We start from the raw sequence: 24,701 nt of genomic DNA, 5'->3' as shown, positions 1-24,701 counted from the left end.
GGGCAGACCTTAAACCGGTGTATTCATTATTTCCTGATACGCGCTAATCATCTTATTTCGTGCCTGCATGCCAAAGCTGAATGAAATAGACGATTTCTGCATCGCCAGCATCACGTCATTCAGGGCAATATCGCCACTGCCGGACATCCATTGCTGTGTTTTGCTCTTCGCTTCAACCTGAGTTTTATTTATTTCATTAATGCTGTTAAATAAAACGTCAGAAAAGGAGGGGGCGTCGCCGCGTGAGGTCTGCAGCCGGTTAGACGGACCGCTGACCTGCTGCGCCTGGCTCTGAATTTGATCGAGTACGCCACGCATTAATGTCGCTGACATTCTTTTTATTCCTGGTAATTAAGATAAAAACGGCGGTTTGTTGCATATCTTTTAAACGTCGACAGCTTAGCACGCGTTTAAAAACCTCAGAAAATCCAATAAGCCGACAGAACTTTGAGCTTATTTATCCTTAAAAAAAACGCCTTTCAGACGATAATGCCCGCCTGAAAAATTCTTATATTTTTGAAATCGTCGACATCACTCTCGCGAATTTCGTGAGCTGACGCGCATCGTTGATGCGTGCTATTTCATACAGGAATACGGCATGAGTGCCACACTAAATGAGTTAACCAACAATCCGGCAGAGCGAATTAAATCGATGCTGTCCTCACTTCGCGGCAGCCCGAAGCTTTTGCTGGTGATTTGCGGCGCTGCGGCGCTTTCCGTCATCATCGCGTTAATGTTCTGGGCAAAGGAGCCGGATTACCGGGTGCTGTTCAGTAATATCAGTGATGAAGAAGGCGGCGCCATCGTGGCGCAGCTGTCGCAGCTCAATATCCCTTACCGCATCGACACGCCAGGGGGCGTGATCATGGTGCCGGCCTCACAGGTGCATGAGGTGCGCATGAAGCTGGCCCAGCAGGGGCTGCCGAAGGGTGGCGGCGTGGGCTTTGAACTGCTCGATCAGGAGAAGTTTGGCGTCAGCCAGTTCACCGAGCAGGTGAACTATCAGCGCGCCCTGGAAGGCGAGCTGGCGCGTACCATTGAAAATCTCGGGCCGATCCAGAGCGCGCGCGTACATCTGGCCACGCCAAAACCGTCGATGTTTGTCCGCGAACAGAAAAAACCGACCGCATCCGTCACCGTTAACCTGTTGCAGGGCCGTACCCTTGACGACAGCCAGGTAGTGGCGATCACCCATCTTATTTCCAGCGCAGTGACTGGCCTTGCAGCCGGGAGCGTGACCATTGTCGATCAGCGCGGCAACCTGCTGACCCAGAGCGGCCTGCGCGGTTTGCAGACGGCGCACCTGAAATACACCAGTGAAATTGAAACCGACTATCAGCAGCGCATTCAGCGCATTCTGGCCCCGCTGGTGGGGGATGAAAACATCCGCGCCCAGGTGACCGCGCAGATCGATTTCACCGAGCAGGAACAAACTCAGGAGCAGTATCAGCCGAACAGCGACCCTGAAAAAATGGCCATCCGCAGCCGTCAGGCCAGCCTCTCTGAGCAGGGGAATAGCCGTGGCGCGAGTGGCGTGCCGGGGGCGTTGAGCAATACGCCACCGGCACCGGCCACCGCACCACTGACCCAGCCCCTCAATACCCCGGCGGATGACAAAAAAGAGAAAACCACCAGTAACAGCGCGAACCGTGAGCCTGCACAGCCGTACAACAACCGCAGTGACGAGACCACCAACTTTGAGGTCGATCGCACTCTCATCCATACCAAATCGAATGCCGGACGCATTCAACGTTTATCCGTGGCGGTGGTGATTAACCATCTGCCGCAGGGGGAAGAGGGCAAGCCGGGACCGATTAGCGAGGCCGAACTGACCCGTATTAACGCGCTGGTGAAAGAGGCGATTGGCTTTAACGCCAGCCGTGGCGACAGCGTCAATATCCTCAACTCCGCCTTTAACGGCGTGGTGGAAGAGCCGGTGCCGCCGTTCTGGAAGCAGGATCGTTTCTACGCGTTGCTGATGGCTATCGCCCGCTACCTGGTCATCGCCATTATTGCCTGGGTCATGTGGCGCAAGCTTGTGCAGCCTGCCTGGATCCGCCATCAGGAGACCACCCTGCGCCGTCTGGAGATGGAAAAAGAGGCGCGGGAAGAAGAGATTGCCGCGAAAAAACGTGCAGCGGAGAAAAACAACCGCGACCGTGCCCAGCAGCGTGTGGATACGGAACTCAATGGTCAACAGCTGCGTGAGCTGGCAGAGCAGGAGCCGCGCGTTATTGCCCTGGTGATCCGCCAGTGGATGAGTAAGGAGCCGAAATAATGAATGCCTCAGAAAAAAGCGCCATCGTCATGCTGACGCTGGGAGATGTCCTGGCGGCGGAGGTGTTCAAGCACCTCAACGCCCACGAGGTGAAGCAGATCAGTGCCTCAATGGTCAACATGGCGGGCTTTACTCACGACCAGATGGCCATGGTGCTGGAGGAGTTTAAGAAAGACTCCAGCGAATATGCGGCGCTCAGCCTCAACACCAACGATTATCTGCGCAGCGTGCTGGTCAAGGCGCTGGGCGAAGAGCGTGCCTCCTCGCTGCTGGAGGATCTGCTGGATACCCACCAGGGCACCAATGGTATCGAAACGCTCAACTTTATGGATCCGCAGGCGGTGTTCGACCTTATCCGCGAAGAGCACCCGCAAATCATCGCCACCATTCTGGTTCACCTCAAACGTAACCAGGCGGCGGACGTGCTGGGCAAATTCGACGAGCGCGAACGTAACGACATCATGCTGCGTATCGCCACCTTCGGCGGCGTACAGCCGGCCGCGCTGCAGGAGCTGACGGAAGTTCTGAACAACCTGCTGCACGGTCAGAACCTCAAGCGCAGCAAGATGGGCGGTGTCCGTCCGGCGGCGGAGATCCTTAACCTGATGAAATCTCACCAGGAAGAGGCAGCCATTGAGGCGGTACGTGAGTTCGACGGCGAGCTGGCGCAAAAAATTATCGACGAGATGTTCCTGTTCGAAAACCTGGTGGAGGTGGAAGACCGCAGCATCCAGCGCCTGCTGCAGGAGATCGAGAGCGAAACGCTGATCATCGCACTGAAAGGGGCCGACGAGCCGCTGCGCATGAAGTTCTTCCACAATATGTCGCGCCGTCAGGCCGAGCTGATGACCGACGATCTGGCCTCCCGTGGCCCGGTGCGTCTGTCCCAGGTGGAAGCCGAACAGAAGACCATCCTCAACGTGGTGCGTCGTCTGGCCGAGGCTGGCGAGATCCTGATTGGAGGCAGCGACGATGCCTACGTTTGATGAACATAACGCCACCGGGTGGCGCGCCTGGCAGCCTGAAAACCTGCTGGGTGAGCCGCAGGATACCCCGCTGCCCACGCTGGACAATACCCAGTCTGAGGCGCAGCTGAAAGCCGAACTGGCGCGTCTGCGCAAGCAGGCGGAGCAGCAGGGGTTTGCCCAGGGGCAGCAGCAGGGCCAGGAAGAGGGCCGCAAACAGGGCTATGAGGCCGGGTTGAAAGAGGGCCGCGACGCCGGGTATGCCCAGGGCGTGGAGCAGGCACGCGTGGAGCAGCAGGCGCTGCTGCGCGAGGCAGAAACCTGGGTCAGCAACTTTAAGCTGGCGCTGGAAAACCTCGAAGGGCTGATCCCGGCTCGTCTGGTGCAGCTGTCGCTGACGGCGGTGCAGCAGCTTTATGGCACCTCGCGAATAGCAGATAACCATGCTCTGGTGACGCAGATCCGCAGCCTGATGCAGCAGGACGCGCTGCTGCACGGCACCATTCAGCTCTATGTCAGTCCGGAGGCGTTTGCTTCGGTGCAGGCGGCGCTGGGTGAAACGCTGACCGCGATGGGCTGGGAGCTGCACCGCGACGCCAGCCTGGCCGCCGGGGGATGCCGGGTGGTCTCCCCGGATGTGGAAGTGGACGCCAGTATGGAAACCCGCTGGCAGGCGCTGTGTCAGTTGGCGCGCGAGGAGCTCTCGCAATGAGCCAGCAGCTAAAAAAGTGGCTCTGCGCCCTTGACCGGGTGGAGGAAAAACTCACCCAGGTGCCCGATTTTCGCCAGTACGGCAAACTGACGCGCGCCACCGGGCTGGTAATGGAGGCCGTGGGGCTCAAGCTGCCTATTGGTGCGCTGTGCATCGTTGAGCGTCAGACGGAGCAGGGCATTATCCCGGTTGAGAGCGAAGTGGTGGGCTTTAACGGCCAGACGCTGTTTCTGATGCCGCTGGAGCATGTCGACGGCATCCTGCCCGGGGCGCGCATTTATGCCCTGCAAAGCGACAGCCACGCCGGTAAACAATTGCCCGTGGGGCCGCATCTGCTGGGCCGCGTGCTGGATGCGCAGGGTCGACCGCTGGATGGCCGCCCCGCGCCGGGGAAACCGGCGGCGGGGCTGTTTACCCCAACGCTCAATCCCCTGCACCGCGATCCGATCAAAAACGTGCTCGACGTTGGTGTGCGCGCCATCAATGGCCTGCTGACGGTGGGCCGTGGTCAGCGTATGGGCCTGTTCGCCGGTTCCGGCGTCGGCAAAAGCGTGCTGCTCGGCATGATGGCCCGCTTTACCACTGCGGACGTCATCGTGGTGGGGCTGATTGGCGAGCGTGGCCGCGAGGTAAAAGATTTTATCGAGAATATCCTTGGCGAGCAGGGGCTGGCGCGTGCGGTAGTGGTTGCCGCCCCGGCTGATGTTTCGCCGATTTTGCGTATGCAGGGCGCCGTTTACGCCACGCGCATTGCGGAAGATTTCCGTGAGCGCGGCCTCAATGTGCTGCTGATCATGGACTCCCTGACCCGCTACGCCATGGCGCAGCGTGAAGTGGCTCTGGCGATTGGTGAACCGCCCGCGACCAAAGGCTATCCGCCGTCTGTCTTTGCCCGTCTGCCTGCGCTGGTCGAACGAACCGGTAACGGCGTGAAAGGGGGCGGCTCAATCACCGCGTTTTATACGGTGCTGACGGAGGGGGATGACCAGCAGGATCCGATTGCCGACTCCGCGCGCGCAATCCTCGACGGCCACATCGTGCTGTCGCGTCGTCTTGCCGAGGCGGGGCACTATCCGGCGATTGATATTGAAGCCTCGATCAGCCGTGCCATGACCGAGCTTATCCCCCATGCCCAGTACCGCAAGGTGCAACGCTTTAAACAGTTGCTATCCGCGTATCAGCGCAACCGCGACCTGGTGAGCGTGGGGGCGTACGTCAAAGGGAGCGATGCGATGCTGGATCAGGCTATCGACAAATATCCCTCGCTGGAGGCGTTCCTCCACCAGGCGATCCACGAGCGCAGCGGCTATGACGACGCCATTCGCGCCCTGTCCGGGCTTTTCCCGGATATTAAAGACTAAGCCGGAGGTGTGATGAAAGCACATAACCCCATGGTTCTGCTGCGCGACAAGGCGCAGGAGACGCTAACGCAGACTACCCGCGCGCTGGGCGGTGCGCAGCAGCAGCTCCAGCAGGCGATGACCCAGCACGAACAGCTTCAGCACTACGAGCAGGAGTACCAGCAGTCCCTGCGTCAGGGGATGATGGGCGGCGGTATGTCGGTGGCGGATCTGGTGAATCACCAGTCGTTTATTTTGTCGCTGAAGCAGGTGGTAAAGCAGCAGGCTGGCCACGTGAACGCCTGCGAAAAGGCGGTAGACGAGGTGAAAAAGAACTGGGTGCAAAACAAGCAGCGCCTGAACGCGTTTGAAACGCTGATTGAACGCCGGGCGACGGCGCAGGCGTTAGTTCAGAGCCGACATGAACAAAAGCTGATGGATGAATTTGCTCAGCGTGCCGGACAAAAGAGAGAAAGGCTATGAACATAGATATTGCCGCCCTGTTACTGGGTGGGGGAGCACAGGGCAAACCGAAGGGCGGTTTACTGGCTGACGACGGCTTCAGCCTGGCGCTGGATGACAAGCTGGCTGAACTGGTGCAGCTTTTCCCGGGACTCGACCCGCAGGCGCTGGCAGCCATGCCGGAAGCCGCGCTGGCGGGGTTGTCCGCAGATTTACTGCCGCAACAGCTTGCCGACGACGCGCCGGTAACGGATGCCGACGGTATGCTGCTCGCCGCGCCGCCGGGGCTGGCAGAGGTCCTGAACGGGGTTTCGCTCACCAACGGTGAGGGGGAAGAGAGCCCGCAGTGGCAGCTACAACAGCTGGTGACCCGCAGCGTCACGGGGACAGAAACGGTCAACCCTGCGAAGGGCGTAGCAAACGGGAAGGCTCCTGAGCCTGAGGGCAAAACCGTTTCTCCGCTCATGACCGCTGCCGATAAAACCCCTGCGGCCAATGCCACGCCGCTGACGGCCCAGCCTGCACCGCTCACCAGTGAGATGGTGGTCACGCCAGAGATGCCAGCGGCCACATCGGCGAACGCCGTGGCGCTGCCTGCCGCCGTACGCACCAGCGTCGCGCACGCCCCGCAGCAGGTGGTCACCGTCAGCCATCCGCCAGAAACGCCGGAGTGGAAGCAGTCGGTCAGCCAGCATATCGCCATCTTTAGCCGTAACGGGCTGCACAGCGCGGAGATCCGCCTGCACCCGGAAGAGCTGGGATCGCTGCAGATTTCCCTGCGCGTGCAGCAGGATCAGGCGCAGATCCATATCGTCAGCGAGCATGCCCACATTCGTCACGCCATGGAGCAGGCCATGCCGCAGCTGCGTGCCGCGATGGCGGAATCGGGTATTCAGCTTGGCCAGGCCAACGTGAGCGCGGAAGGACAGCAGTTTGCCGCCGGTGAGCAGGGCCAAAACGCATCGGGTGACGAGCACGGTGCACAGGAAGGGGAAGAGCAGTCGCTTGAAGAGGAGATCGTGCCGACTTTATTAACCACCACTCCCGGAAATATATACGGAATAAATACCTTTGCCTGAAGTGGCGAATTAGCTTCAGGAATGAAATTTTATCACCTGATTATCAGGGTGATGATATGGACTACAATGTCCGCCATATTGACCCGAGGGCAATACGCTGCCCTCTCTTATTTTCAGGTGTACGTTCAATGAGTAATAAAAATAAAAAGGTCGCCAGCGGCGGAGGCTCTCGCTCGCTTCTGATGACGTTCATGTTTTTGACTGCCGTTGCGGCGTGCGGCGTTTCCGGCTACCTGTTCTGGGAAATGAAATTTGCGAAACCGGCAGCAGAGGTTGCCCAAGGGGAAGTGGAAACAGCACCGGCACCCGCGCAGGTAGAGCCGCTGTACGCCTCAATGAATACCTTTACCGTGAGCCTGAAGCCCACGGCGAACGAATCGGATCGGGTATTGTACCTGGGCTTGTCCATTCGCGTGGCAGAACAAAAATCGCTGGCGGTGCTGGAAAAATATTTGCCGGAATATCGTAGCCGCTTATTTATGTTGTTAACCCATCAGACTTATGAAGATTTAGCCACCGATGAAGGTAAACGCCGTCTGATGACCAATATTAAGAGTGAGCTGGATAAACCGCTGGCTTTTAACCAGTCCATTCGCGTCACCGACGTGCTTATTAACGAATTTATTCTGCGGTAATTATTATGGCTGACAGCTTTTTATCTCAGGATGAGATCGACCGTTTGCTAAACGCCGATGCGGAAAGCAACAGTGAACATCATAAAAACGGCGCCGACGCAGGGATTAAACCTTACGATCCGCACACCCAGCGCCGGGTCATTCGCGAGCGACTGCATTCGCTGGAAATTATTAACGAGCGTTTTGCCCGTCAGTTCCGTATGGGGTTGTTTAACCTGCTGCGCCGTAGCCCGGACATTACCGCTGGGAACATTAAGATCCAGCCGTATCACGAGTTTGCCCGCAACCTGCCGGTGCCGACAAACCTGAACCTGCTGCACCTTAACCCGCTGCGCGGCACCTCGCTGATGGCGTTCTCGCCGGGGCTGGTGTTTATGGCCGTGGATAACCTGTTTGGCGGCGACGGTCGTTTCCCGACCAAGGCCGACGGGCGCGAGTTTACGCCCACCGAGCAGCGCGTGATCCACCGCATGCTGTCGATGGCGCGCGAGGCCTACGAATTTGCCTGGAGCTCAATCTATAAAATCAAAACGGAGTATATCCGTTCCGAAATCCAGGTGAAGTTCACCAATATCACCTCATCGCCGAATGACGTGGTGGTCACTACGCCGTTTTCGGTGGAGATCGGCTCGCATCGCGGGGAGTTCAATATCTGTATTCCCTTCAGCACCATCGAGCCGCTGCGCGAGCTGCTGAGTAACCCGCCAATGGACAACTCCCGGCACGAGGACTCCCACTGGCGCGGCCTGCTGGCCAGCCAGATGCGGGAAACGGAGCTGGAGCTTACGGCGCGTTTCGCGGACATCGGCACCCGGCTCTCCCGCGTGATGCAGATGAAAAAAGGCGACATTATCGCGCTGGATAAGCAGGAGTTTATCGAAGCCAGCGTCGGCGGTGTGCCGGTCTTCACGGCCCGCTACGGCGCCGTGAACAATCAATATGCCCTGAAGGTCGAGCAGATGATTCAGCCTTCATTACTTTCATTAAACAAGGAGTAATTTCCCCATGAGCGATATGAACACCTCATCGGGTACTGACGATCAGTCCATCGATAATCTTTGGGGTGAGGCCATGACCGAACAGCACGCGGCGGGAATTACCGACACCATGGCTGCACCGCAATTTTCTGACGAGATGAACCTGATCCTGGATATCCCGGTAAAAATGACCGTGGAACTGGGACGCACCAAAATGACCATTAAAGAGCTGCTGCGCTTAAGCCAGGGCTCGGTGGTCTCGCTGGATGGTCTGGCGGGGGAACCGCTGGATATTCTGATCAACGGTTACCTGATTGCGCAGGGTGAAGTGGTGGTGGTCTCCGATAAGTTCGGTATCCGCATTACGGACATTATTACCCCGTCCGAGCGCATGCACCGTCTGAGCCGCTAATGAACGCCACTGATTCCCTTCCGGCCACTGGCTCGATGCTGATGACGGTTACCGGCGCGCTGGCGTTGATTATCCTGCTGATGGTGGTGATGGCCTGGGCTGCCCGCCGTAGCGGACTGGCGCGTCGGCTTAACGACGCCCAGGGCAACATGACCCTGGTGGCGACCCAGTCGCTGGGGCCGCGTGAGCGCCTGGTGCTGGTTGACGTGGGTGAACAGCGTCTGGTGCTGGGCGTCACCGCCTCGCAGATTACCTGCCTCGCCACGCAGGCGCGCCCGGAAAACGCCCCACAGGCCTCCGCGCCCGCGACGTTCCCGCTGATGCTGGAAAAGCTGCGTCAGAAATACCGTCCGGGAGGTGAGCAGTGAAACCTCGTCTGCTGCTGGCGCTCGGCCTGATGTTACCCGCCGCCGGTGCGCTGGCGGCCAACGGTGACATCACCCTCGGCCAGCCTTCCGGGGAAGGGGGCTGGACGCTGCCGGTACAAACCCTGCTGCTGCTGAGCGGCTTTACCTTTATCCCCGCCGTACTGCTGATGATGACCGGGTTTACCCGCATCATTATTGTGCTGGGGTTAATGCGTAACGCGCTGGGCACGCCTACCGCGCCGCCAAACCAGGTGCTGGTGGGGCTGTCGCTGTTTTTGACCTTTTTCGTTATGTCGCCGGTGTTCAGCCAGATCTACGAAAAAGCCTGGCAACCGCTGCAGGAAAACAAAATCACCATGGAGGTGGCCCTGACGGAAGGGGTAAAACCGCTGCGCGCGTTTATGCTCGACCAGACCCGTGAAAGCGATCTGGCGATGTTTGCCCGTATCGCCAAAACCCCGGATATCGCCTCGCCGGAAGAGGTGCCGCTCAGCATTCTGGTGCCGGCATTTATTACCAGCGAGCTGAAAACCGCCTTCCAGATTGGCTTCACCATCTTTATTCCGTTTCTGATTATCGATCTGGTGGTCGCCAGTATCCTGATGGCGCTGGGGATGATGATGGTTCCGCCGACCACCATTGCCCTGCCGTTCAAGCTGATGCTGTTTGTGCTGGTCGACGGCTGGCAGCTGCTGGTGGGTTCGCTGGCCCAGAGCTTTTACAGTTAGGAGAGACCCATGACCCCGGAAAGCGTAATGGTGATTGGCATGCTGGCGATTAAGGTGGGACTGATGGTGTCAGCCCCGCTGCTGGTGGCCGCGCTGGTCACCGGTCTTATCATCAGTATTTTGCAGGCCGCCACCCAGGTCAACGAAATGACCATGACCTTTATCCCGAAAATCCTGATGATTGTCGGCGTCGCGGTGGCGCTTGGCCCGTGGATGATGAAAATCTTTATTGAATACACCCGCGCGGTGTTCGCCAGCATTCCGTTCGTGATCGGCTGATGGCCTTCGGACTTCCTCTCGACCAGCTCTACGGGCTGGTCAGCCACTATTTTTTCATTATGGTGCGCATTGCCGCGCTGCTGCACGTTGCCCCGGTGTTTGGTGAGAAGGCGGTCAGTGCCCGGCTGCGTGCCGGTCTGGCGCTGTTGATCGCCATTTTGATTGGCGGCACGCTGCCCGATGCGCAGGTGGGCCTTTACGCCTGGGAAGGCGTTTGGGTGCTGGCGAAGCAGGTGATTATCGGTGCGGCAATGGGGCTGACGCTACAACTGCTGTTTGCTGCCGTGCGCATGGCCGGTGAGATCATCGGTATGCAGATGGGGCTATCGTTTGCCACCTTCTTTGATCCCGGCGCCGGGAACAGCCCGGTAATCTCACGCTTTCTCAACCTGCTGGTGACGCTGCTGTTTCTCGCTTTTAACGGTCATCTCTGGTTGCTGGCGCTGCTGGCGGACACCTTCCAGACGCTGCCGATAGACGCCACGCCGCTGCACGCGGGCGGGTTTATGTACCTGGTCACCCATGCGGGGATGATCTTCAGCCAGGGGCTGATGCTGGGGCTGCCCGTCATTGCGCTTCTGCTGTGCATCAACTTTATCCTCGGACTGTTAAACCGCCTGACGCCACAGCTCTCTATCTTTGTGATTGGCTTCCCGCTGACGCTCACCTTCGGCATGCTGGCGCTGTTTCTGATTGCCGAAACGCTGGCCCCATTCTTTGAGCGCCTTATGGCTACCGGGTTTGATATCCTTGCCGGGCTGATTCAGGCGCTGGTATAACCCTTAGTTCATGCAGGCGATGCGGGCGACGGTTTCTGTACCGGAGGCGAGCACTTTGTCATCCAGCAGGTAGGCGGTGCTGGTGGCGACTTCACCCGGTTTAATCTGCGGGAAAATATAATCCGTCACGTCTTGATCCGGGGCCTGGCCGCCAAGTTTGCGGTGTTGGCTGGTGACAGTCAGATGGATCCGTTTGCCCGACAGTTCAACATCGTAACGCACTTCACGGTTCACCGCTTTGGGCAGTCCGTCGCGCTTGCCGTCCCTGAAGTGGCTGATAGTGCCGATATAGGTGGTATGCCCGCTAAACAGACCGTCGCGGTAGGAGCGGTAGATACCGCGTGCCAGCGTCGCGTTGTTGTCGTCCTCAATCACGTAGTAGGAGGTGGGGGCGATACACTGCGATGCGTACGGCGAGGTCTGAAACCCGTACAGCGCCATACCGCCCAGCCCGACGACCATCCCGCCCAGAAACAGCAGCGCGAGCGGGGATTTAATAAAGGCGAAAATAGAACGATTCGCAGTCATTCCCTGAATCCTTAAAGGGTTGTTGGCAGGCAATAAGCCCCTGGAACTGGCTCATTTTTTCAGAGCCGGTGGTGACGTACAGCACGGCGGCCGGTTTTTCGTTGGGGCGGCGGTCCAGCACATGACGGGTATAGGTTTGCAGCGTGGATTCAATCAGCGCTTGCTGCGACTGTTTATCCTCCTGAACCATCACCATTGAGCCCGGCGGCACGCCAGGGCCATTCCAGCGCACAAAGTGAACCGGCTGCGGGCTAAAGTCGACAACGCCGCGCAGGAGGAGCGCAATCACCAGCCCGACGAGCACGCCGCTAAGCGTGACGCAGAGCTTTTGCTTAAGCGTGTTGCCCCCACGGGCAGGCGCGTGGGTGACCACCGGCTGTGCTTCTGCTGTGTCTGCCTGTACCGGTTCATCCTGCAGGGGCAGGGGTTCCGCTTGTGGCAGTTCGCTGTTTGCCTCCCGCACCAGCAGGCGGTAGCCGCTGCGCGTCACGGCGATGAGCGTGATCGCTTCCTGCAGGTTCAGTTGAGTAAACGCGCGGCGCAGTTTGGTGATCATCACCCGCACGCTGTTGTCCGTGACTTCTACCCCGGCGCTACGCCAGCCGATCTCCATCAGCTGTTCCTGGGAAAGTACCTCGCCCTGCGCCTCGGCCAGCGCGGCGAGACACAGGCACGCGCTTTGAGGAAGGGTAACGGTCTGTTGCGTATCCGTCCGGGTAAGCATGCGGGTCTGTAAATCCAGCGTGACGGACGTTCCAATCGCGATATGGTTTAGCATAGTTATTTGATTCTTCTGGTGTATTAGGTATCGCTTCTGGTTACTGTAATTAATAGTAATGAATGCCCCTTATTGCTAGCCGAAGGCCAGAGCGACATGCTTTTTATGTCTTACGTCATATTTTTGCAACCACTACGTAATAACAGCCTTAATACTTTTAAGGTTATTAAATAGGGGGATATTAACCGCATTAAAAGTAATGCCTTAGGCGGTTTTACTTTAATTATATTAAAACCAAATACTTGCGGAATTGATGTCGCGGATGGGTCATCTGTCGCAGTGATAATGAGACGCTGTTATTATTTCGAATTAACAATTTTTAATCTGTATATAATTATTAATTGTGTCGGGAAGGGAACGGGAGCGGTTGCTAATGAGGTCTGCGAATTTATACTGCGCAAAGACAGATTATTGAATTTATTACACAGTATGAATTTTCTTTACAAGGATGGATGATGTTCTCTCTGAAAAGTTTTATGCAAACGTCCGAGCTGCCAGCGATGTTTCCCGTATTTATTTGCCGTCTGGTGGTGGGGGTATTTTTCTTTACCGCCGGGTTTAATAAATTATTTGTGACGGAAAACCAGCTGCTGATGGTCGATACGATGCACGATGCGGGGATCCCGTTTCCGGCCGTGATGGCGATTGTTGTTGCTTTCCTGGAATGCAGTATGGGCCTGCTGTTGACGCTGGGGCTATTCAGCCGTTTTAGCGCGCTGGTACTGATAATTATTAGTACCGTAGCGCTGGCCACCATTGGCATCTATACCATTCCACGCGGGCTTAATCTGATTGCATGGCTGAGCTGGCTCTTTTATCTGCCTGAAACGCTGTATATCGTGCTCTGCCTGTTCCCGTTGACCTGGGGCGGCACGTTTTGCAGTCTCGACGGCTGGCTGGTGAAACGCTGGGATAACGTGCGCAAAATTGTTTTTGTGGAGGGGTAACACAAGTGTGCGGTTATCAACGGTTTGAAGAGCATATTTACTGACGCCTGCATAATAAAATAGCCCTGTAGAGGTAGCGTTGTGCTGCCATTAAAAGAACAGGGCTGTTGTCATGGTTTTTATCGTTATTTTAGTCGTTATTTTTATTACCCTGGTGATTCTGGTGCAGGCTGGGGTTATGCCCTGGTTTATTCGTACCGAGGGACAGCGTCTGCGCACGCAGGTTGATGCCCTGGCCACCCAGTTACGTGAGCAACTCGACAGGGTTGAAGCGCAGCAGCGTTCAATGACCGAAAGTGTGGTCACCCTGAAAAGCTTTGCGCTGGATAAAGGAGCCCCAGGCGATACCGATATCGCCGAAGAGACGGGTACCAGCCGTCAATTCTTCAATTCACTGGTCAAAGAGATCGGCGAGCGTCTTGGCGGTCGCGCCTGGATGGTGGATGACACCGGGCGCATCATCGGTGATGCCGCCGGCGCGCCGACGGTGCAATCTCTCAACGATGCCAGCCTGCCGATGGCGGTTCCGCTGCGTGGGCTGCTGGCCCAGCCGGGCGAAGGGTTACGGCATACCCGTTTTCGCAGCGCCAGCGGCGAACATACGCTGGTGGTGACGCCCATTGCTGAGACACCATGGCTGCTGGCCATTGATGTTCCCACCCGTAGGCTGGGCGAACGCCCGGGCATACTCCTGCATAAACCGTGGCCGCTGGCGGCCTTGCTGCTGGTCTCCACGTTGACTCTTCTGCGCAGCGTTAACCTGCACCTTTCCCGCCTTAACGAAGAACTTCCGTCACAGCTGAAAACCGAGCAGGGTGCGCACTTGCCGCCGCTGATGCAGGAGATTGGCGAACAGGTGAGGGTGATTGCGCAAGCAGCCAGCACGATTGCTGAGGAGAACGAGCGTCTGCTGCGGGTACCTGAAGCGAACGGTAATCTCCTCGCCATGCTGAGTGAAAGCACCTCGGGCGTGGTTCAGGCGATGAACGCCCTGCATGACGCCGCGCTGCAGATTGCCGACAGTAGCGGCACGCTGGTGCAACTGGCTAGCCGTGCTTACAGCTATTCGCTGCATAACGAAGAGGGTGTTTTTGCCGTCGAGTCTCGCAATCTGGCCAGCCGCTGTGCGCGTTCCTCGAAAGAACTCCGGGCGCTGATTGACGACGCGATGATGCAGGCGCAAAGCGGGGCACCGTCGGTGACGCAGAATAATAGCGTGCTGATTGAAGAGGTTTATACGGTGGCGAATGCCCTGCTTCAGCGCACAGGCAGCTAGCCGGGTGACGCTGCGCTTACCCAGCCTACTTTCGGAGATTTTGTAGGCCGGGTAAGGCGTAGCCGACACCCGGCACAAATCTGGAAGCCGCCTCGCAATCCCATAAGTAACTCTCTGTAATACGCGATTTATCCTGTTATTCGTTTCTATCCCAACTAAAGTGCCCGCGTTGCGGCAATACCCGCAGCCGGGCGTGAGAACCTGAAAATACAAGGCGGTACCGAAGCGACCTGCTGGTTTGCTCTTTGTTATTCATTTCTCATCTCTCCGGAGGCTTTCATATGACGATTCTGTCCGCACTTTCTTCTTTCTCTCGCAACGATTTCTCCAGCAACTCATTGCCCATGACGCCACGCCGTTGTGCATGCCGGACGGCTGGCAGGACACGCTTATGCCGGTTCACTATGCGCAAGCGCTGGCACAGGCAATACTGGGAAATACCCTGCCGCGGGAGGTAAGCATGGCGTTGACGGGATGACTGCACGATATGGTGTACCTGCTGGCGGATTATGTGAAGGAGCCTTATCTCCCGTCTTAAAACCCTTGTCGGGTGGCGGTGGCGGCTGACCCGACCTACGTTTGCGTTGATCCTTGCAGGCCCGTGCAAGCGCAGCGCCGCCGGGCAATGCGCACAGAGCACAAAAACAAAAAAGCCCTCCACCAGGGAGGGCAAACCGCGCGTGAGGCACGCGCGTAATAATAGTGAGGTGGTATCGCAGATTAACGCAGCAGGGACAGCACGTTCTGCGGAACCTGGTTGGCCTGGGCCAGCACGGAGACACCTGCCTGCTGCAGAATGTTCGCGCGGCTCATGGCAGACACTTCCACGGAGAAGTCAGCGTCCTGAATACGGGAGCGCGCTTCGGTGGTATTGATGATATTGGTGTTCAGGTTCGCAATGATGGAGCTGAAGCGGTTCTGAACGGCACCGAGATCGGCGCGGAAGTCGGCAACCGTGGTCAGAGCTTCATCCAGCTTGGCCAGTAAGCCGTCAGCGATAGCACCACCCGCAGCCTTCTGAATGACTTCTGCGTCATGGAAACGAGCTTCAGCCGGAGTGCCTACCACGTCGCCTTGATCATCCAATACGACACTTTTAACTTCACCCGCTGCGTTAATAGCATAGAAGGTATCTGTAGCAGCACCACCAGCAGAGAATAACTTCATCTTGGTAGTATCTAAATTGTCACTACCGAATGCAGCCTGCGAGATAGCTTTCAGCTTTTCGTTAGTCATCGCTGGATTGCCGCCACCAGCACTAACCGTGTCGCCTTCCTTCACCAGTGTCGGCGAAGTCAGTTTGCTCGGTCCATTCAGCAGCATGTCTTTATCGGCTGCGTCGGTGATTTCAGAAGTAGCTGGATTCGTTCCCAGTTTTAACTTGTCATTGCCACCACCAATTGCCTCCCATTTGGGGTCGGTAATCTCAAGCATTTTATCTTTCTTGTCATCATATGCGAAAAGGCGTGTAGTACCATTATCATCATAGCTTAATACCTTAACGTCACCTGCATCAGCTGCCCCCAGTGCGGTTTTCAGTACATCCCTTTGTCCAGCGTCAAGTACCCAGTCTTGAGCTTGCCCAACATCAATATCACCGTTAGTGAGTTCATTTGCTATGCCTTCAAACTGGCTTTCCAGCGTACCTGCACCATTCAGAGTAATCCCGATATCCGCGAAATCATCCATAAATTTATCCAGACCCAGGGTTTCCATGTCCAGCTTGCTCAGCTTGATATCGATGGTGTCTTCGTCTTTATCGCCGATCTGAATAGTGATTTTCTCTTTAGAACCGTCAAAGACCTTCACGCCGTTGAAGTTGGTGGTTTCCGCTACGCGGCCAATCTCTTCCAGACGGGTGGTGATCTCTTTCTTGATAGAGTCCAGGTCGCTGGCGGAGTTGGTGCCGTTTTTCGCCTGTACGGTCAGCTCGCGAATACGCTGCATGTTTTCCGTCACTTCTTCCAGCGCGCCTTCGGTGGTCTGCGCCAGGGAAATACCGTCGTTGGCGTTACGCGCCGCCTGGGTCATACCGCGGATAGAAGAGGTGAAGCGGTTAGAAATTGCCAGACCTGCCGCATCGTCTTTGGCGCTGTTAATACGCATACCTGAAGAGAGGCGCTGAATTGCGGTACCCAGCTGAGTCTGGGATTTGTTCAGGTTATTCTGAGCCATCAGGCTCAGCGCGTTGGTATTAATGACCTGTGCCATTGTTATATCCTTCTAAGTAATAACGAAATATGAGATATGCGTTAATTGCTTCGCATACTGAATTCATCGGGGGAAATTAAAATGACTGAATTATTTTTTCGATTTTTTTGTCATTACCGGAAATGGCGACAGAGTTGACATTAATTATCGGGATAGTCAAAAGCAATTAACCAATAAACGCGCATCTCTGTTATCCGCACGCCTGCGCGTTGTTCACGCATATATGAAAAATTAAACTTCCTTCTTTATTTCCCGATAGAAAAGTAACAGGACATCCCTTTACAACAGGAGACTTTATTATGGTAACAACCAATTTTTTAGGCATGGGCTCGGGCCTGCCGTTTGAAGAACTGCTGGCAAAGGAGCGTGAGGCCAGTTCAGTCAAGCTGAACCCCTATCTGCAAAAACAGAAAACCTATAACGGACAAATCTCCGCGTGGGGCTCTATTTCCAGCGCGCTGAGCACCCTGAAGGATAATCTTGGCAAGCTGGAAGATGAGGGCTTTAACGGCGTCAGCGTCAGCGATAACAAAACCTTTAAGGCCACGGCGGGTAAAGGGGCAATCCCCAACAGCTACTCCATGGCCGTGGAGCAGCTGGCGAAAGCGCATCAGCTTGGGGTGACGCGAGATTCACGAGATAAGGATATTGGTAAGAGCGCCGCGACGGTCACCATCGAGATGAAAGGCAGTGACAAACCGCTGGTGGTGGAACTCAAGCCAGACGAAACGTCCCTCGATGATATTGCTAAAAAAATCAATGCGCAGAAGGGCGACGTTGCGGCTGAAGTGGTCACCGTTAAAGAGGGGGAGCACAAACTCGTCCTGACCTCAAAAAAAACCGGTACAGACGGTGAGATGACGATAAAGGTCACGGGGGATACCGAAGTCGAAAAGGCGCTTGAGGGGGCTAATGACGTCACTAAACCTCAAAATGCCATTGTCTGGCTCAACGGCGATATGGTTGAGCGCAGCTCGAATACCATAAAAGATTTGATTACCGGCGTAACCCTTGAACTGCGCGAAGTGTCGGAGAAAGACCCTGATGCCGAACCATTAGATCCACACCCCTTCAAAACCGAATCCCTCACCATCACCGAAGACACCTCGAAGGTGAAATCACTGATTGAGGAGTTCGTGAAGAACTACAACAGTTACCTCAGCACCGTCGCCAGTGCCACCAAATACACGGCGCCCGATCGCGACAAGCTCGCGGAGGGCGAAATCCCGCTGCCTGACGCCGACAACGGCGCGCTGTTCAGCGACGGCTCCCTGCGTCGTCTCACCAGCCAGCTGAAGGCCACCGTAGGCGGTGAGTACCGTGATGCCGGGGATGTGATCACTTCCCTTGGGCGTCTTGGGATCACCGTCACCTTCGACGGCAAAACCGGTGAGGATCGTAGCGGCACGCTTGGCACCCTGACCATCGACAGCAAAAAGCTCGATGCCGCCCTGAAGGACAATCCGAAAGAGGTCGAGGCGCTGTTCCTCGGCAAAGGGGGAAAGGAGGGGATTAAGGATCGCATGGAAGGGATCTTCAATACTTATCTTGGCGATAAAGACTCCATTGATAAGAAAGAGGGTGCGATCGAAACCACGCTGCAGTCCCTGCGCGAGCAGGAAAAGCGCGTTGGTAAACAGATCACGGCAGTGCAGAGACGTATCGATGAAGCCATGCTGCGCAGCGAAAAAGAGTATCAACGCCTCGATAAAGCAATGAGTGATATGAACAGCATGAGCACCCGGCTGCAGCAGTCGCTGGCAGGGTTAATTTAACTATTAACAATCCGGGCAGGCCGCTGCCCGGCAGGATTTGACGATGTACACCAAAACGGGCAACAGTGCCTACACCGCTGTCTCACTCGACAGCCAGATCACCGGCGCCACGCCGCACCAGCTGATCGTTCTGCTCTACGACGGGGCGATCAACGCCATGAAGCGCGCAGAAATCTACTTCCAGTCCGGGAACATTGCCCGTCGCGGTGAGATGATTTCCCGTGCTATCAATATTATCGACAACGGCCTGCGCGCCGGGCTGGACCACGAGAAGGGCGGGAAAATCGCCGAAGAGCTGGAGAGTCTGTACGAGTATATTTCGCGCACGCTGCTGGAGGCGAATCTCAACAAATCCGGCGAAAAGCTGCCGCACCTTATCGCCCTGATGACAGGCATGGCTGAAACCTGGCAGGCCATTGCGCCACAGCAAAAGCAGGTGAAACATGGATAAGGATGTTATTGCGCTGATTGAAGAACTGCTTATCAGCAACACGAAGCTGCGCCAGCAGGCTGAGGCTGGCGAATGGGATCTGTTTCTTGACGAGTCTGTGGCGTACACCGTGGGAATGAGAACGCTGTGTGATATCGATTTAACCCAGCTGGCACAGCACAACAAAGCGCCCGTCAGTGCTCAACTGGCGACGCTTCTGGAGCACGACGCCCTGTTAACGCAGGCTATTCAGGGGCGTCTGACCACCATCAGCACCGAACTCTCCGCCATGCGTAAATCCCGCACGATGAATAAAGCCTACACGGCTGTTTAGTTCCCTCCCTGATTGCCGGGTGGCGCTGCGCTTACCCGGCCTACTCAACGATGAAACCCGCAGGCCCGTGCAAAAAAAAGCCCACCAGAGGCGGGCAAAAGAGGACAACGCAGACAGGAACGATCAGATACTGATGTTGTACTTGTGGCCAGAAGGCAGCTGGCTGGATTCTCCCGCCGGGCCATAGAGCGCGTTTGCATGACCCACATGGTCGATAGCCTTGCGGATATGCTGATTTTTCTTCATATGACTTTGCAGCAGTGATTCCACTTTTTGATTCAGCGCCTTGGTGCTGCGCACCTTCTCATGCACCTGCTGCCAACTGGCAAAGAGCTTACCGAGCCCCGGGTAGGGGGCTTCTGTGCCACAGCTCTGCTCCTGCTGGCGGCGCATGTCGTCGTAATACTGGAGCGTGGTCAGCAGCTGGTTTTTGTTATCCGCCAGCACCTGCAGCGACACCGGGTTGATCTGCGTGCGGTTGAGCTGATTCACCTCTTCAATCATGATCGCCTCCAGTTCATCCAGAGACGTTTTCATCTGCGCGAGTATCGGGTAAAGCTTGTCCATAAGGGGCCTGTAAACGGTTAAAACTGAAACATGTCTTGCACCATGGCCTGAGCAATTTTCTCAGGCTCAATGCGCAGGGTACCTGCTGCCAGCGCGTCGCGCAGTTCGGCGACACGCGCGTAATCCACGTCGCGGCTGTCGTCGGTCTGGATTTTTTTGGTCAATTCGCTCAGGGTGACGTTGGTTTTGTCGCTCTTTTCCGGGCGTTTTGCCGCAGCGTCATGTTCCTGAGACTGCGTACGGGCGCGCAGTTCCTGCGTTGGGGCGATTTTCGCAATCGGCGCGGTGGTCTGACTGCTATTAATGCTCATGGGTGTCCTCGCAAATCAATTTATCTACTCAATACTGCTTTCATCGGTGATTCACAGAAAACCTAAAATTTATTGTTGCGAAATAATCATCACCTGACCGTCAGCCCCCACTTTTCCGCTCACGGTGCGCCCGCTTACGGTTTTCACCTTCAGCACGTCATCCACCGCCGCGTTGTTCAACGCCTTGCCCTGGCTGCGAATACGAAAGCCTGCACCGGTGGTGACCAGGTCCACCGTCTGCCCGGCCCGCAGTCGCCACTGCTGACGCAGCTGGTTTTCTAACAGCGGTTTACCGGCATCAATTGCGCGGGTCAGGCGCTGGCCGATAATCTCGTCGGCGTTAAAGATTAAACCGCCAGGCTGGTGGTCGAGACTGCCGGTGACCGGTTCGATATCGCTGCGCTGGACAATCGCCCCACCGGGCAGGCTCTGGCTTGCCACCCACCAGGTACCTTCGGCGCTAATGCGTACCGGCAGGAAATGGCGGCGCGGGCCACACTGCGCGAGCACGGTGCGTTTGCCAGTGAGACGGCTGTCGCGTCCCACCAGGCTCAGCGTGGGGTTCTCGCACACAGCGGCCAGCTGTGCCGGGGTGGCGAGCAGGGTCGCGGTGCGCACGATCTCGCTGCCGTTCTCGGGCTGTTTGATCAGGGCGTCCAGTTTGAGCATCAGACGTTGCTTCGCCATCTGGTCAGATGGCACGCTGGCTGCAGCGGAGGCAGAACAGAGCAAGACGGCCACCGCCGTGCTCAATAATCGGAGCTTCATCTTATTGCCTTAATAACGAATTTACTCTATAAAACGTGGCGAAATTATATACGCAGAGACACGGGTTTTATTGCCTTAAACAATGACACTTTTGTCGCTATTTAAATTCTTCGATGTTTTAACGTTTCTCTCATTATTTCTATTTCTCTAAATAGGCTTATTTCTGTCGGGTCTTCGCGGTGTGATATTTCACCCGTGCTGACTACACTATCGCAGTTTAAATAACGCGAGACAGGAGTCCTGTTGTCATGAATAAACTTGATGACGCCTTTCGCTTTCAACAGCAGGCGTTAGGTTTGCTGTCGCGCCGGCAGGATATATTGGCTTCAAATATTGCGAATGCTGATACGCCGGGCTACAAGGCGCGAGATATTGATTTTACTCAGCAGCTAAAAACCGCCATGGAAAATAACGGCATGGCGAAATCACCCGTGTCACTGTCATTAACGTCAAATAAGCATATTGAAGGTAAAGCGAGGCCGTTTGACGACAGTCAGTTGCTGTATCGCGTACCGGATCAACCGAGTGCCGACGGTAATACCGTGGATATGGATCGTGAGCGCGTCAATTTTGCGGATAACGCCGTGAAATACCAGTCGGGACTGACGTTCCTTGGCGCGGATATTAAAAAAATGATGACTGTGCTCAGTCAGGGGTAATCAACGATGTCGCTCTTTAGCGTATTTGATATTTCGGGCTCGGCGATGGCCGCCCAGTCCCGTCGCCTTAACGTCAGCGCCAGCAATATGGCCAACGCCGACAGCGTGGCGGGCCCGGACGGGCAGCCGTACCGCGCGCGTCAGGTGGTGTTTTCCGTTGACGCGTCTGCCGGCCAGGAGATTGGTGGCGTGCAGGTTAGCGACGTGGTGGAGAGCAGCGCGCCGGACCGCCTGGTCTATGAGCCGGGTAATCCGCTGGCGGATGAACAGGGCTACGTGCGCATGCCCAACGTCAACGTCATGAACGAGATGGTGAACACCATTTCGGCCTCCCGCAGCTACCAGGCCAACGTGGAAGTGATGAATTCCGCCAAAAGCCTGATGCTGAAAACATTAACGCTTGGTCAGTAAGGACGCATATGGCGGTCTCTTCGATTAACAACAACAGCGGCGCAGGTGGCACCGGTACCGGCAGCAGCGCGGCGGATCTGTCGAACCAGTTTATGACCCTGCTGGTCGCGCAGATGAAAAACCAGGATCCCACCAATCCGATGGATAACAACCAGCTCACCTCGCAGCTGGCGCAGTTCAACATGGCGGCGGGGGTTGAGAAGCTCAACAGCTCGGTGGCGGGGGTTGAGGCGATGATGATCCAGCTCGGCAGCATGAGCGCCTCCGCCTGGGTGGGGCGTAGCGTGCTGATAGAAGGGGAGGCAAAGGTTTCCTTTGGCGAACCGGGGATCGGCATCATGCAGGAGGGCGTGGAGATCCCGGGCAATTCGGACGACTTCCACTTCGCGCTGACGGCCGATGCCGAAACGGTCACCGTCACGCTGCACGACGGAGATAAGGCCTATACCGCAGAGCTGAAGAACGTGAAGCAGGGGATGAATACCTTCAACCTCGACGACCTGGAAAACTTCAAGCCGGAGCCGGGACCGCCGCGCGACAGGGAATACACCCTCTCCTTTGAGGCCAGCAATCCAGAGGGTGAAAACCCGGAAGTGATTGGGCTGGTTCAGGATCAGGTGCAGGGCGTCACGATGGATCCGAGCGGGCCGATTCTGCATCTGCTGAATAACGATCCGATTGGCATGAACAAAGTCTTTGTCATTCAAAAATAATCTGGAAATAAATTATGGGTTTTTCACAAGGTCTTAGCGGCCTGAGTGCCGCAGCAAAAGCGCTGGATGTGGTGGGTAACAATATCGCCAACTCCCAGACAGTGGGGTTTAAAGCAGGCTCCGTTTCCTTTGCCGATATCTTTGCCGGTTCAACCGGGATGGGGGTGCAGGTCGCTGGCGTGAGTCAGAACTTTGGCGACGGCGCGTTGATGAACGGTGCCTCCGCGCTGGATATGGGGATTTCTGGTCGCGGCTTTTTCCGCATGGTTGACGAAGCGGGCAGCGTTTTCTACGGCCGTAACGGACAGTTTGAGCAGGACCAGAACGGTTTTATCGTTAACAAAACCAACGGACTATTTTTAACCGGTTACCAGGCGACGGACGGGGTAATTAACCCTGGTGCGCAGGTAGGGCCGATTCGCATCCCAACGGACGATATGCCACCGGCGGCGTCCACCAAAGGCTCGGTAGCTGGCAACCTGAAGTCTGATGATAAAATTATCCCGGCGACGCCAGCCTTTGATCCTGACAACGCTGATACCTACAACTATGTCAGTGAAGTGACCGCCACCGACAGTCTGGGGAATAAGCACGCCATTAAAGTGTATTACGTGCATACCGCAGAAGGTGAGTGGAAAGCGCACGCTCAGGACTCCACTGCGCCTGGTGCTGCTGGCGGATGGAGCGAGCAGACGCTTAAGTTTGGCACCGACGGCAAGCTTACCGCGCCGGTGACATTGAATATCAAGGGTGCGGCTTACAACGGCTCAGCTGCGCTGGATTTGAATCTCGATCTGAATATCACCCAAAACGCCAGCGATACTCAGGTCAAGCTCGACGAGATTGACGGCCAGGCGCCGGGTAAATTTAACAGCTATCAGGTCAGTGACACTGGCGAAGTGATCGCCATCTACAGCAACGGCAAACGTCAAACCGTGGCGCAGGTGGTGCTGGCCGATTTCGCCAACGCGGGCGGTCTTGAGCAGCAGGGCAACAACCTGTGGGCGGAGACTTCACAGTCTGGCCAGCCGTTCCTCGGCACCTCTGGTTCGGGTAGCTTCGGTGATATTAGCGGCAATATGCTTGAATCCTCCAACGTCAACCTGGGCGATGAGATGGTCAACATGATCGTCTATCAGCGCAACTATCAGTCCAACTCACAAACCATCAAAACCCAGTCTGAAGTACTGCAGACGCTGGTTAACCTGCGTTAAGGCTGAGTAATGGATCGCGCTATTTATACCGCCATGAGTGCCGCTAACGCGGCGCTCAACCGCCAGGCGGTCACCTCAAACAATCTGGCGAACAGCTCCACCGCAGGCTTTCGCGCCCAGCTGGCGGCCTTTCGCTCGGTGCCCATTGAAGGGGAAACCCTGCGCACCCGCGCGCTGGTGGCGGAGTCCACCCCGTTTCACGACACCACCATGGGACCAATCACCCACACCGGGCGCAGCCTGGACGTGGCATTGCCGCAGGACGGCTGGCTGGCAGTGGCGCTGGACGACGGCAGTGAAGGCTATACCCGCAACGGCGCTATTGAAGTGGATCAGGACGGGGCGCTCAGCGTCAACGGCCGTCCGCTGATGGGCGACGGCGGACCGCTGGAAGTGCCGCCGCAGTCCCACGTCACCATCGGTAGCGATGGCACCATCTCGGCACTCGGCATGGGCGATGACCCGACGGCGCTAGTGCCGGTTGGCCGTCTGAAGCTGGTCAACGCCGACATGAACAGCCTGGTTCACGGCGACGACGGCCTGTTCCGCACCGCAGGCGGCGAGATGCTGGCCCAGGATGAAACCCTGCGTCTGACGCCAGAGGCCATCGAGGGCAGCAACGTCAGCCCGGTACAGGCCATGACGCAGATGATCGCCAACTCCCGCGGGTTCGACATGAACATGAAGGTGATCCGTACCGCCGACGAGAACGCCCAGAAAGCCAATCAGCTATTAAGCGTGAGCTAAGCCCGCGCAAGGAGTCAC

Annotated in this window: 30 protein-coding genes; 23 read left to right on the top strand and 7 right to left on the bottom strand. The window is 56.5% G+C overall.

The genetic code is table 11. The features are described from left to right. Positions 1-9: 9 nt before the first annotated feature. Positions 10-333, bottom strand: a complete 324-nt coding sequence (gene fliE, locus VF709_RS02810; RefSeq protein ID WP_149896244.1) for a flagellar hook-basal body complex protein FliE — start codon at positions 331-333, stop codon at positions 10-12. Between the two features lie 265 nt (positions 334-598). Between fliE and fliF the strand changes: the two genes are divergently transcribed. The 13 genes from fliF to fliR all read left to right on the top strand — a co-directional run bounded on the left by fliF (position 599) and on the right by fliR (position 11,014). Next, complete coding sequence (gene fliF / locus VF709_RS02805) at positions 599-2,278, top strand: flagellar basal-body MS-ring/collar protein FliF (RefSeq protein ID WP_149896245.1); 1,680 nt, start codon at positions 599-601, stop codon at positions 2,276-2,278. Next, positions 2,278-3,264: a flagellar motor switch protein FliG gene (fliG, locus tag VF709_RS02800; RefSeq protein ID WP_440230856.1), complete on the top strand. Its 987-nt coding sequence runs from the start codon at positions 2,278-2,280 to the stop codon at positions 3,262-3,264. The genes fliF and fliG overlap by 1 nt, the downstream gene beginning before the upstream one ends. Continuing rightward, the gene (locus VF709_RS02795; protein ID WP_149896246.1) at positions 3,251-3,955 is read left to right on the top strand and encodes a flagellar assembly protein FliH; all 705 of its coding nucleotides are present in this window, start codon (positions 3,251-3,253) and stop codon (positions 3,953-3,955) included. The genes fliG and VF709_RS02795 overlap by 14 nt, the downstream gene beginning before the upstream one ends. Continuing rightward, a complete protein-coding gene (gene fliI / locus VF709_RS02790; RefSeq protein ID WP_013097805.1) occupies positions 3,952-5,316 on the top strand; it encodes a flagellar protein export ATPase FliI in 1,365 nt (454 codons plus the stop codon). The genes VF709_RS02795 and fliI overlap by 4 nt, the downstream gene beginning before the upstream one ends. A 12-nt stretch (positions 5,317-5,328) precedes the next feature. Next, complete coding sequence (gene fliJ / locus VF709_RS02785) at positions 5,329-5,778, top strand: flagellar export protein FliJ (RefSeq protein ID WP_013097804.1); 450 nt, start codon at positions 5,329-5,331, stop codon at positions 5,776-5,778. Beyond that, entirely contained in the window at positions 5,775-6,836 is a 1,062-nt protein-coding gene (locus VF709_RS02780; protein WP_149896247.1) for a flagellar hook-length control protein FliK, read from the top strand. Before fliJ ends, VF709_RS02780 begins: the two co-directional genes overlap by 4 nt. Positions 6,837-6,964: 128 nt before the next feature. After that, a complete protein-coding gene (locus VF709_RS02775; protein WP_062857381.1) occupies positions 6,965-7,471 on the top strand; it encodes a flagellar basal body-associated FliL family protein in 507 nt (168 codons plus the stop codon). A gap of 5 nt (positions 7,472-7,476) precedes the next feature. Continuing rightward, the gene (gene fliM / locus VF709_RS02770; protein WP_048971610.1) at positions 7,477-8,469 is read left to right on the top strand and encodes a flagellar motor switch protein FliM; all 993 of its coding nucleotides are present in this window, start codon (positions 7,477-7,479) and stop codon (positions 8,467-8,469) included. A gap of 7 nt (positions 8,470-8,476) precedes the next feature. Continuing rightward, positions 8,477-8,860, top strand: a complete 384-nt coding sequence (gene fliN / locus VF709_RS02765; RefSeq protein WP_013097800.1) for a flagellar motor switch protein FliN — start codon at positions 8,477-8,479, stop codon at positions 8,858-8,860. After that, on the top strand, positions 8,860-9,228 hold the full coding sequence (fliO, locus tag VF709_RS02760) for a flagellar biosynthetic protein FliO (RefSeq protein ID WP_013097799.1): 369 nt from the start codon (positions 8,860-8,862) through the stop codon (positions 9,226-9,228). The genes fliN and fliO overlap by 1 nt, the downstream gene beginning before the upstream one ends. 29 nt (positions 9,229-9,257) lie before the next feature. Next, positions 9,258-9,956, top strand: a complete 699-nt coding sequence (gene fliP, locus VF709_RS02755; RefSeq protein ID WP_047024887.1) for a flagellar type III secretion system pore protein FliP — start codon at positions 9,258-9,260, stop codon at positions 9,954-9,956. A 9-nt stretch (positions 9,957-9,965) separates the two neighbouring features. Next, positions 9,966-10,235: a flagellar biosynthesis protein FliQ gene (fliQ, locus tag VF709_RS02750; RefSeq protein ID WP_149896248.1), complete on the top strand. Its 270-nt coding sequence runs from the start codon at positions 9,966-9,968 to the stop codon at positions 10,233-10,235. Continuing rightward, complete coding sequence (gene fliR, locus VF709_RS02745) at positions 10,235-11,014, top strand: flagellar biosynthetic protein FliR (protein WP_038420038.1); 780 nt, start codon at positions 10,235-10,237, stop codon at positions 11,012-11,014. Before fliQ ends, fliR begins: the two co-directional genes overlap by 1 nt. A gap of 3 nt (positions 11,015-11,017) precedes the next feature. Here the strand turns inward: fliR and VF709_RS02740 are convergent, their stop codons facing one another. Together VF709_RS02740 and VF709_RS02735 are read right to left on the bottom strand one after the other, a co-directional pair. Next, positions 11,018-11,542 (bottom strand): hypothetical protein, encoded by a 525-nt coding sequence (locus tag VF709_RS02740; RefSeq protein ID WP_013097794.1) that lies wholly within the window; start codon positions 11,540-11,542, stop codon positions 11,018-11,020. Beyond that, positions 11,508-12,320, bottom strand: a complete 813-nt coding sequence (locus VF709_RS02735) for a winged helix-turn-helix domain-containing protein (RefSeq protein ID WP_149896249.1) — start codon at positions 12,318-12,320, stop codon at positions 11,508-11,510. The genes VF709_RS02740 and VF709_RS02735 overlap by 35 nt, the downstream gene beginning before the upstream one ends. Before the next feature lie 476 nt (positions 12,321-12,796). On the opposite strand from VF709_RS02735, the gene VF709_RS02730 reads away from it, so the two are divergent. Both VF709_RS02730 and VF709_RS02725 read left to right on the top strand, forming a co-directional pair. Continuing rightward, entirely contained in the window at positions 12,797-13,267 is a 471-nt protein-coding gene (locus VF709_RS02730; RefSeq protein ID WP_223232791.1) for a DoxX family protein, read from the top strand. Between the two features lie 112 nt (positions 13,268-13,379). Then, positions 13,380-14,543 (top strand): methyl-accepting chemotaxis protein, encoded by a 1,164-nt coding sequence (locus VF709_RS02725; protein WP_048971618.1) that lies wholly within the window; start codon positions 13,380-13,382, stop codon positions 14,541-14,543. A 720-nt stretch (positions 14,544-15,263) separates the two neighbouring features. Here the strand turns inward: VF709_RS02725 and VF709_RS02720 are convergent. Then, positions 15,264-16,754 carry a flagellin N-terminal helical domain-containing protein gene (locus VF709_RS02720; protein WP_058650973.1) on the bottom strand — a complete coding sequence of 497 codons (1,491 nt, stop codon included), beginning with the start codon at positions 16,752-16,754 and terminating at the stop codon, positions 15,264-15,266. A 299-nt stretch (positions 16,755-17,053) separates the two neighbouring features. On the opposite strand from VF709_RS02720, the gene fliD reads away from it, so the two are divergent. From fliD to fliT, 3 genes are read left to right on the top strand one after another with little or no spacing between them, the layout of a single operon-like run. Further along, positions 17,054-18,529, top strand: a complete 1,476-nt coding sequence (gene fliD, locus VF709_RS02715) for a flagellar filament capping protein FliD (RefSeq protein ID WP_187170812.1) — start codon at positions 17,054-17,056, stop codon at positions 18,527-18,529. A gap of 43 nt (positions 18,530-18,572) precedes the next feature. Then, complete coding sequence (gene fliS, locus VF709_RS02710; RefSeq protein ID WP_045292589.1) at positions 18,573-18,980, top strand: flagellar export chaperone FliS; 408 nt, start codon at positions 18,573-18,575, stop codon at positions 18,978-18,980. Continuing rightward, positions 18,973-19,293, top strand: a complete 321-nt coding sequence (gene fliT / locus VF709_RS02705; protein WP_149896251.1) for a flagellar protein FliT — start codon at positions 18,973-18,975, stop codon at positions 19,291-19,293. Before fliS ends, fliT begins: the two co-directional genes overlap by 8 nt. A gap of 123 nt (positions 19,294-19,416) precedes the next feature. Here fliT and VF709_RS02700 read toward each other — a convergent pair whose 3' ends face one another. The 3 genes from VF709_RS02700 to flgA all read right to left on the bottom strand — a co-directional run bounded on the left by VF709_RS02700 (position 19,417) and on the right by flgA (position 20,939). Next, entirely contained in the window at positions 19,417-19,860 is a 444-nt protein-coding gene (locus tag VF709_RS02700; RefSeq protein ID WP_149896252.1) for a flagella synthesis protein FlgN, read from the bottom strand. Between the two features lie 17 nt (positions 19,861-19,877). Further along, positions 19,878-20,171 carry a flagellar biosynthesis anti-sigma factor FlgM gene (gene flgM, locus VF709_RS02695; protein ID WP_149896253.1) on the bottom strand — a complete coding sequence of 98 codons (294 nt, stop codon included), beginning with the start codon at positions 20,169-20,171 and terminating at the stop codon, positions 19,878-19,880. 69 nt (positions 20,172-20,240) lie between these two features. Then, complete coding sequence (gene flgA / locus VF709_RS02690) at positions 20,241-20,939, bottom strand: flagellar basal body P-ring formation chaperone FlgA (RefSeq protein ID WP_149896254.1); 699 nt, start codon at positions 20,937-20,939, stop codon at positions 20,241-20,243. 248 nt (positions 20,940-21,187) lie between these two features. Here flgA and flgB point away from each other — a divergent pair, with 248 nt between their 5' ends. The 5 genes from flgB to VF709_RS02665 are packed head-to-tail and all read left to right on the top strand — an operon-like array spanning position 21,188 to position 24,683. After that, a complete protein-coding gene (flgB, locus tag VF709_RS02685) occupies positions 21,188-21,598 on the top strand; it encodes a flagellar basal body rod protein FlgB (RefSeq protein WP_149896255.1) in 411 nt (136 codons plus the stop codon). Positions 21,599-21,604: 6 nt separating this feature from the next. Beyond that, positions 21,605-22,009 (top strand): flagellar basal body rod protein FlgC, encoded by a 405-nt coding sequence (gene flgC / locus VF709_RS02680; RefSeq protein WP_029882533.1) that lies wholly within the window; start codon positions 21,605-21,607, stop codon positions 22,007-22,009. Between the two features lie 8 nt (positions 22,010-22,017). Next, positions 22,018-22,722, top strand: a complete 705-nt coding sequence (locus tag VF709_RS02675) for a flagellar hook assembly protein FlgD (protein ID WP_045903233.1) — start codon at positions 22,018-22,020, stop codon at positions 22,720-22,722. 14 nt (positions 22,723-22,736) lie between these two features. Next, on the top strand, positions 22,737-23,936 hold the full coding sequence (gene flgE, locus VF709_RS02670) for a flagellar hook protein FlgE (RefSeq protein WP_058660548.1): 1,200 nt from the start codon (positions 22,737-22,739) through the stop codon (positions 23,934-23,936). 9 nt (positions 23,937-23,945) lie between these two features. After that, on the top strand, positions 23,946-24,683 hold the full coding sequence (locus tag VF709_RS02665) for a flagellar basal body rod protein FlgF (protein WP_038420020.1): 738 nt from the start codon (positions 23,946-23,948) through the stop codon (positions 24,681-24,683). Positions 24,684-24,701 lie beyond the last annotated feature (18 nt).

It is taken from the genome of Enterobacter sp. Lyrl_3 (assembly GCF_051948675.1).
In the GTDB taxonomy this organism is placed as follows: Bacteria; Pseudomonadota; Gammaproteobacteria; order Enterobacterales; family Enterobacteriaceae; genus Enterobacter; species Enterobacter cloacae.
The sequence above is the reverse complement of the archived record's forward strand: the minus strand, read 5'-3'. Positions and strand labels throughout refer to the sequence as shown.

Excerpts from the sequence above, each read along its gene's own strand:
- fliE (WP_149896244.1), bottom strand. The coding sequence starts at position 333 with ATGTCAGCGACATTAATGCGTGGCGTACTCGATCAAATTCAGAGCCAG.
- fliF (WP_149896245.1), top strand. The coding sequence starts at position 599 with ATGAGTGCCACACTAAATGAGTTAACCAACAATCCGGCAGAGCGAATT.
- fliG (WP_440230856.1), top strand. The coding sequence starts at position 2,278 with ATGAATGCCTCAGAAAAAAGCGCCATCGTCATGCTGACGCTGGGAGAT.
- VF709_RS02795 (WP_149896246.1), top strand. The coding sequence starts at position 3,251 with ATGCCTACGTTTGATGAACATAACGCCACCGGGTGGCGCGCCTGGCAG.
- fliI (WP_013097805.1), top strand. The coding sequence starts at position 3,952 with ATGAGCCAGCAGCTAAAAAAGTGGCTCTGCGCCCTTGACCGGGTGGAG.
- fliJ (WP_013097804.1), top strand. The coding sequence starts at position 5,329 with ATGAAAGCACATAACCCCATGGTTCTGCTGCGCGACAAGGCGCAGGAG.
- VF709_RS02780 (WP_149896247.1), top strand. The coding sequence starts at position 5,775 with ATGAACATAGATATTGCCGCCCTGTTACTGGGTGGGGGAGCACAGGGC.
- VF709_RS02775 (WP_062857381.1), top strand. The coding sequence starts at position 6,965 with ATGAGTAATAAAAATAAAAAGGTCGCCAGCGGCGGAGGCTCTCGCTCG.
- fliM (WP_048971610.1), top strand. The coding sequence starts at position 7,477 with ATGGCTGACAGCTTTTTATCTCAGGATGAGATCGACCGTTTGCTAAAC.
- fliN (WP_013097800.1), top strand. The coding sequence starts at position 8,477 with ATGAGCGATATGAACACCTCATCGGGTACTGACGATCAGTCCATCGAT.
- fliO (WP_013097799.1), top strand. The coding sequence starts at position 8,860 with ATGAACGCCACTGATTCCCTTCCGGCCACTGGCTCGATGCTGATGACG.
- fliP (WP_047024887.1), top strand. The coding sequence starts at position 9,258 with ATGTTACCCGCCGCCGGTGCGCTGGCGGCCAACGGTGACATCACCCTC.
- fliQ (WP_149896248.1), top strand. The coding sequence starts at position 9,966 with ATGACCCCGGAAAGCGTAATGGTGATTGGCATGCTGGCGATTAAGGTG.
- fliR (WP_038420038.1), top strand. The coding sequence starts at position 10,235 with ATGGCCTTCGGACTTCCTCTCGACCAGCTCTACGGGCTGGTCAGCCAC.
- VF709_RS02740 (WP_013097794.1), bottom strand. The coding sequence starts at position 11,542 with ATGACTGCGAATCGTTCTATTTTCGCCTTTATTAAATCCCCGCTCGCG.
- VF709_RS02735 (WP_149896249.1), bottom strand. The coding sequence starts at position 12,320 with ATGCTAAACCATATCGCGATTGGAACGTCCGTCACGCTGGATTTACAG.
- VF709_RS02730 (WP_223232791.1), top strand. The coding sequence starts at position 12,797 with ATGCAAACGTCCGAGCTGCCAGCGATGTTTCCCGTATTTATTTGCCGT.
- VF709_RS02725 (WP_048971618.1), top strand. The coding sequence starts at position 13,380 with ATGGTTTTTATCGTTATTTTAGTCGTTATTTTTATTACCCTGGTGATT.
- VF709_RS02720 (WP_058650973.1), bottom strand. The coding sequence starts at position 16,754 with ATGGCACAGGTCATTAATACCAACGCGCTGAGCCTGATGGCTCAGAAT.
- fliD (WP_187170812.1), top strand. The coding sequence starts at position 17,054 with ATGGTAACAACCAATTTTTTAGGCATGGGCTCGGGCCTGCCGTTTGAA.
- fliS (WP_045292589.1), top strand. The coding sequence starts at position 18,573 with ATGTACACCAAAACGGGCAACAGTGCCTACACCGCTGTCTCACTCGAC.
- fliT (WP_149896251.1), top strand. The coding sequence starts at position 18,973 with ATGGATAAGGATGTTATTGCGCTGATTGAAGAACTGCTTATCAGCAAC.
- VF709_RS02700 (WP_149896252.1), bottom strand. The coding sequence starts at position 19,860 with ATGGACAAGCTTTACCCGATACTCGCGCAGATGAAAACGTCTCTGGAT.
- flgM (WP_149896253.1), bottom strand. The coding sequence starts at position 20,171 with ATGAGCATTAATAGCAGTCAGACCACCGCGCCGATTGCGAAAATCGCC.
- flgA (WP_149896254.1), bottom strand. The coding sequence starts at position 20,939 with ATGAAGCTCCGATTATTGAGCACGGCGGTGGCCGTCTTGCTCTGTTCT.
- flgB (WP_149896255.1), top strand. The coding sequence starts at position 21,188 with ATGAATAAACTTGATGACGCCTTTCGCTTTCAACAGCAGGCGTTAGGT.
- flgC (WP_029882533.1), top strand. The coding sequence starts at position 21,605 with ATGTCGCTCTTTAGCGTATTTGATATTTCGGGCTCGGCGATGGCCGCC.
- VF709_RS02675 (WP_045903233.1), top strand. The coding sequence starts at position 22,018 with ATGGCGGTCTCTTCGATTAACAACAACAGCGGCGCAGGTGGCACCGGT.
- flgE (WP_058660548.1), top strand. The coding sequence starts at position 22,737 with ATGGGTTTTTCACAAGGTCTTAGCGGCCTGAGTGCCGCAGCAAAAGCG.
- VF709_RS02665 (WP_038420020.1), top strand. The coding sequence starts at position 23,946 with ATGGATCGCGCTATTTATACCGCCATGAGTGCCGCTAACGCGGCGCTC.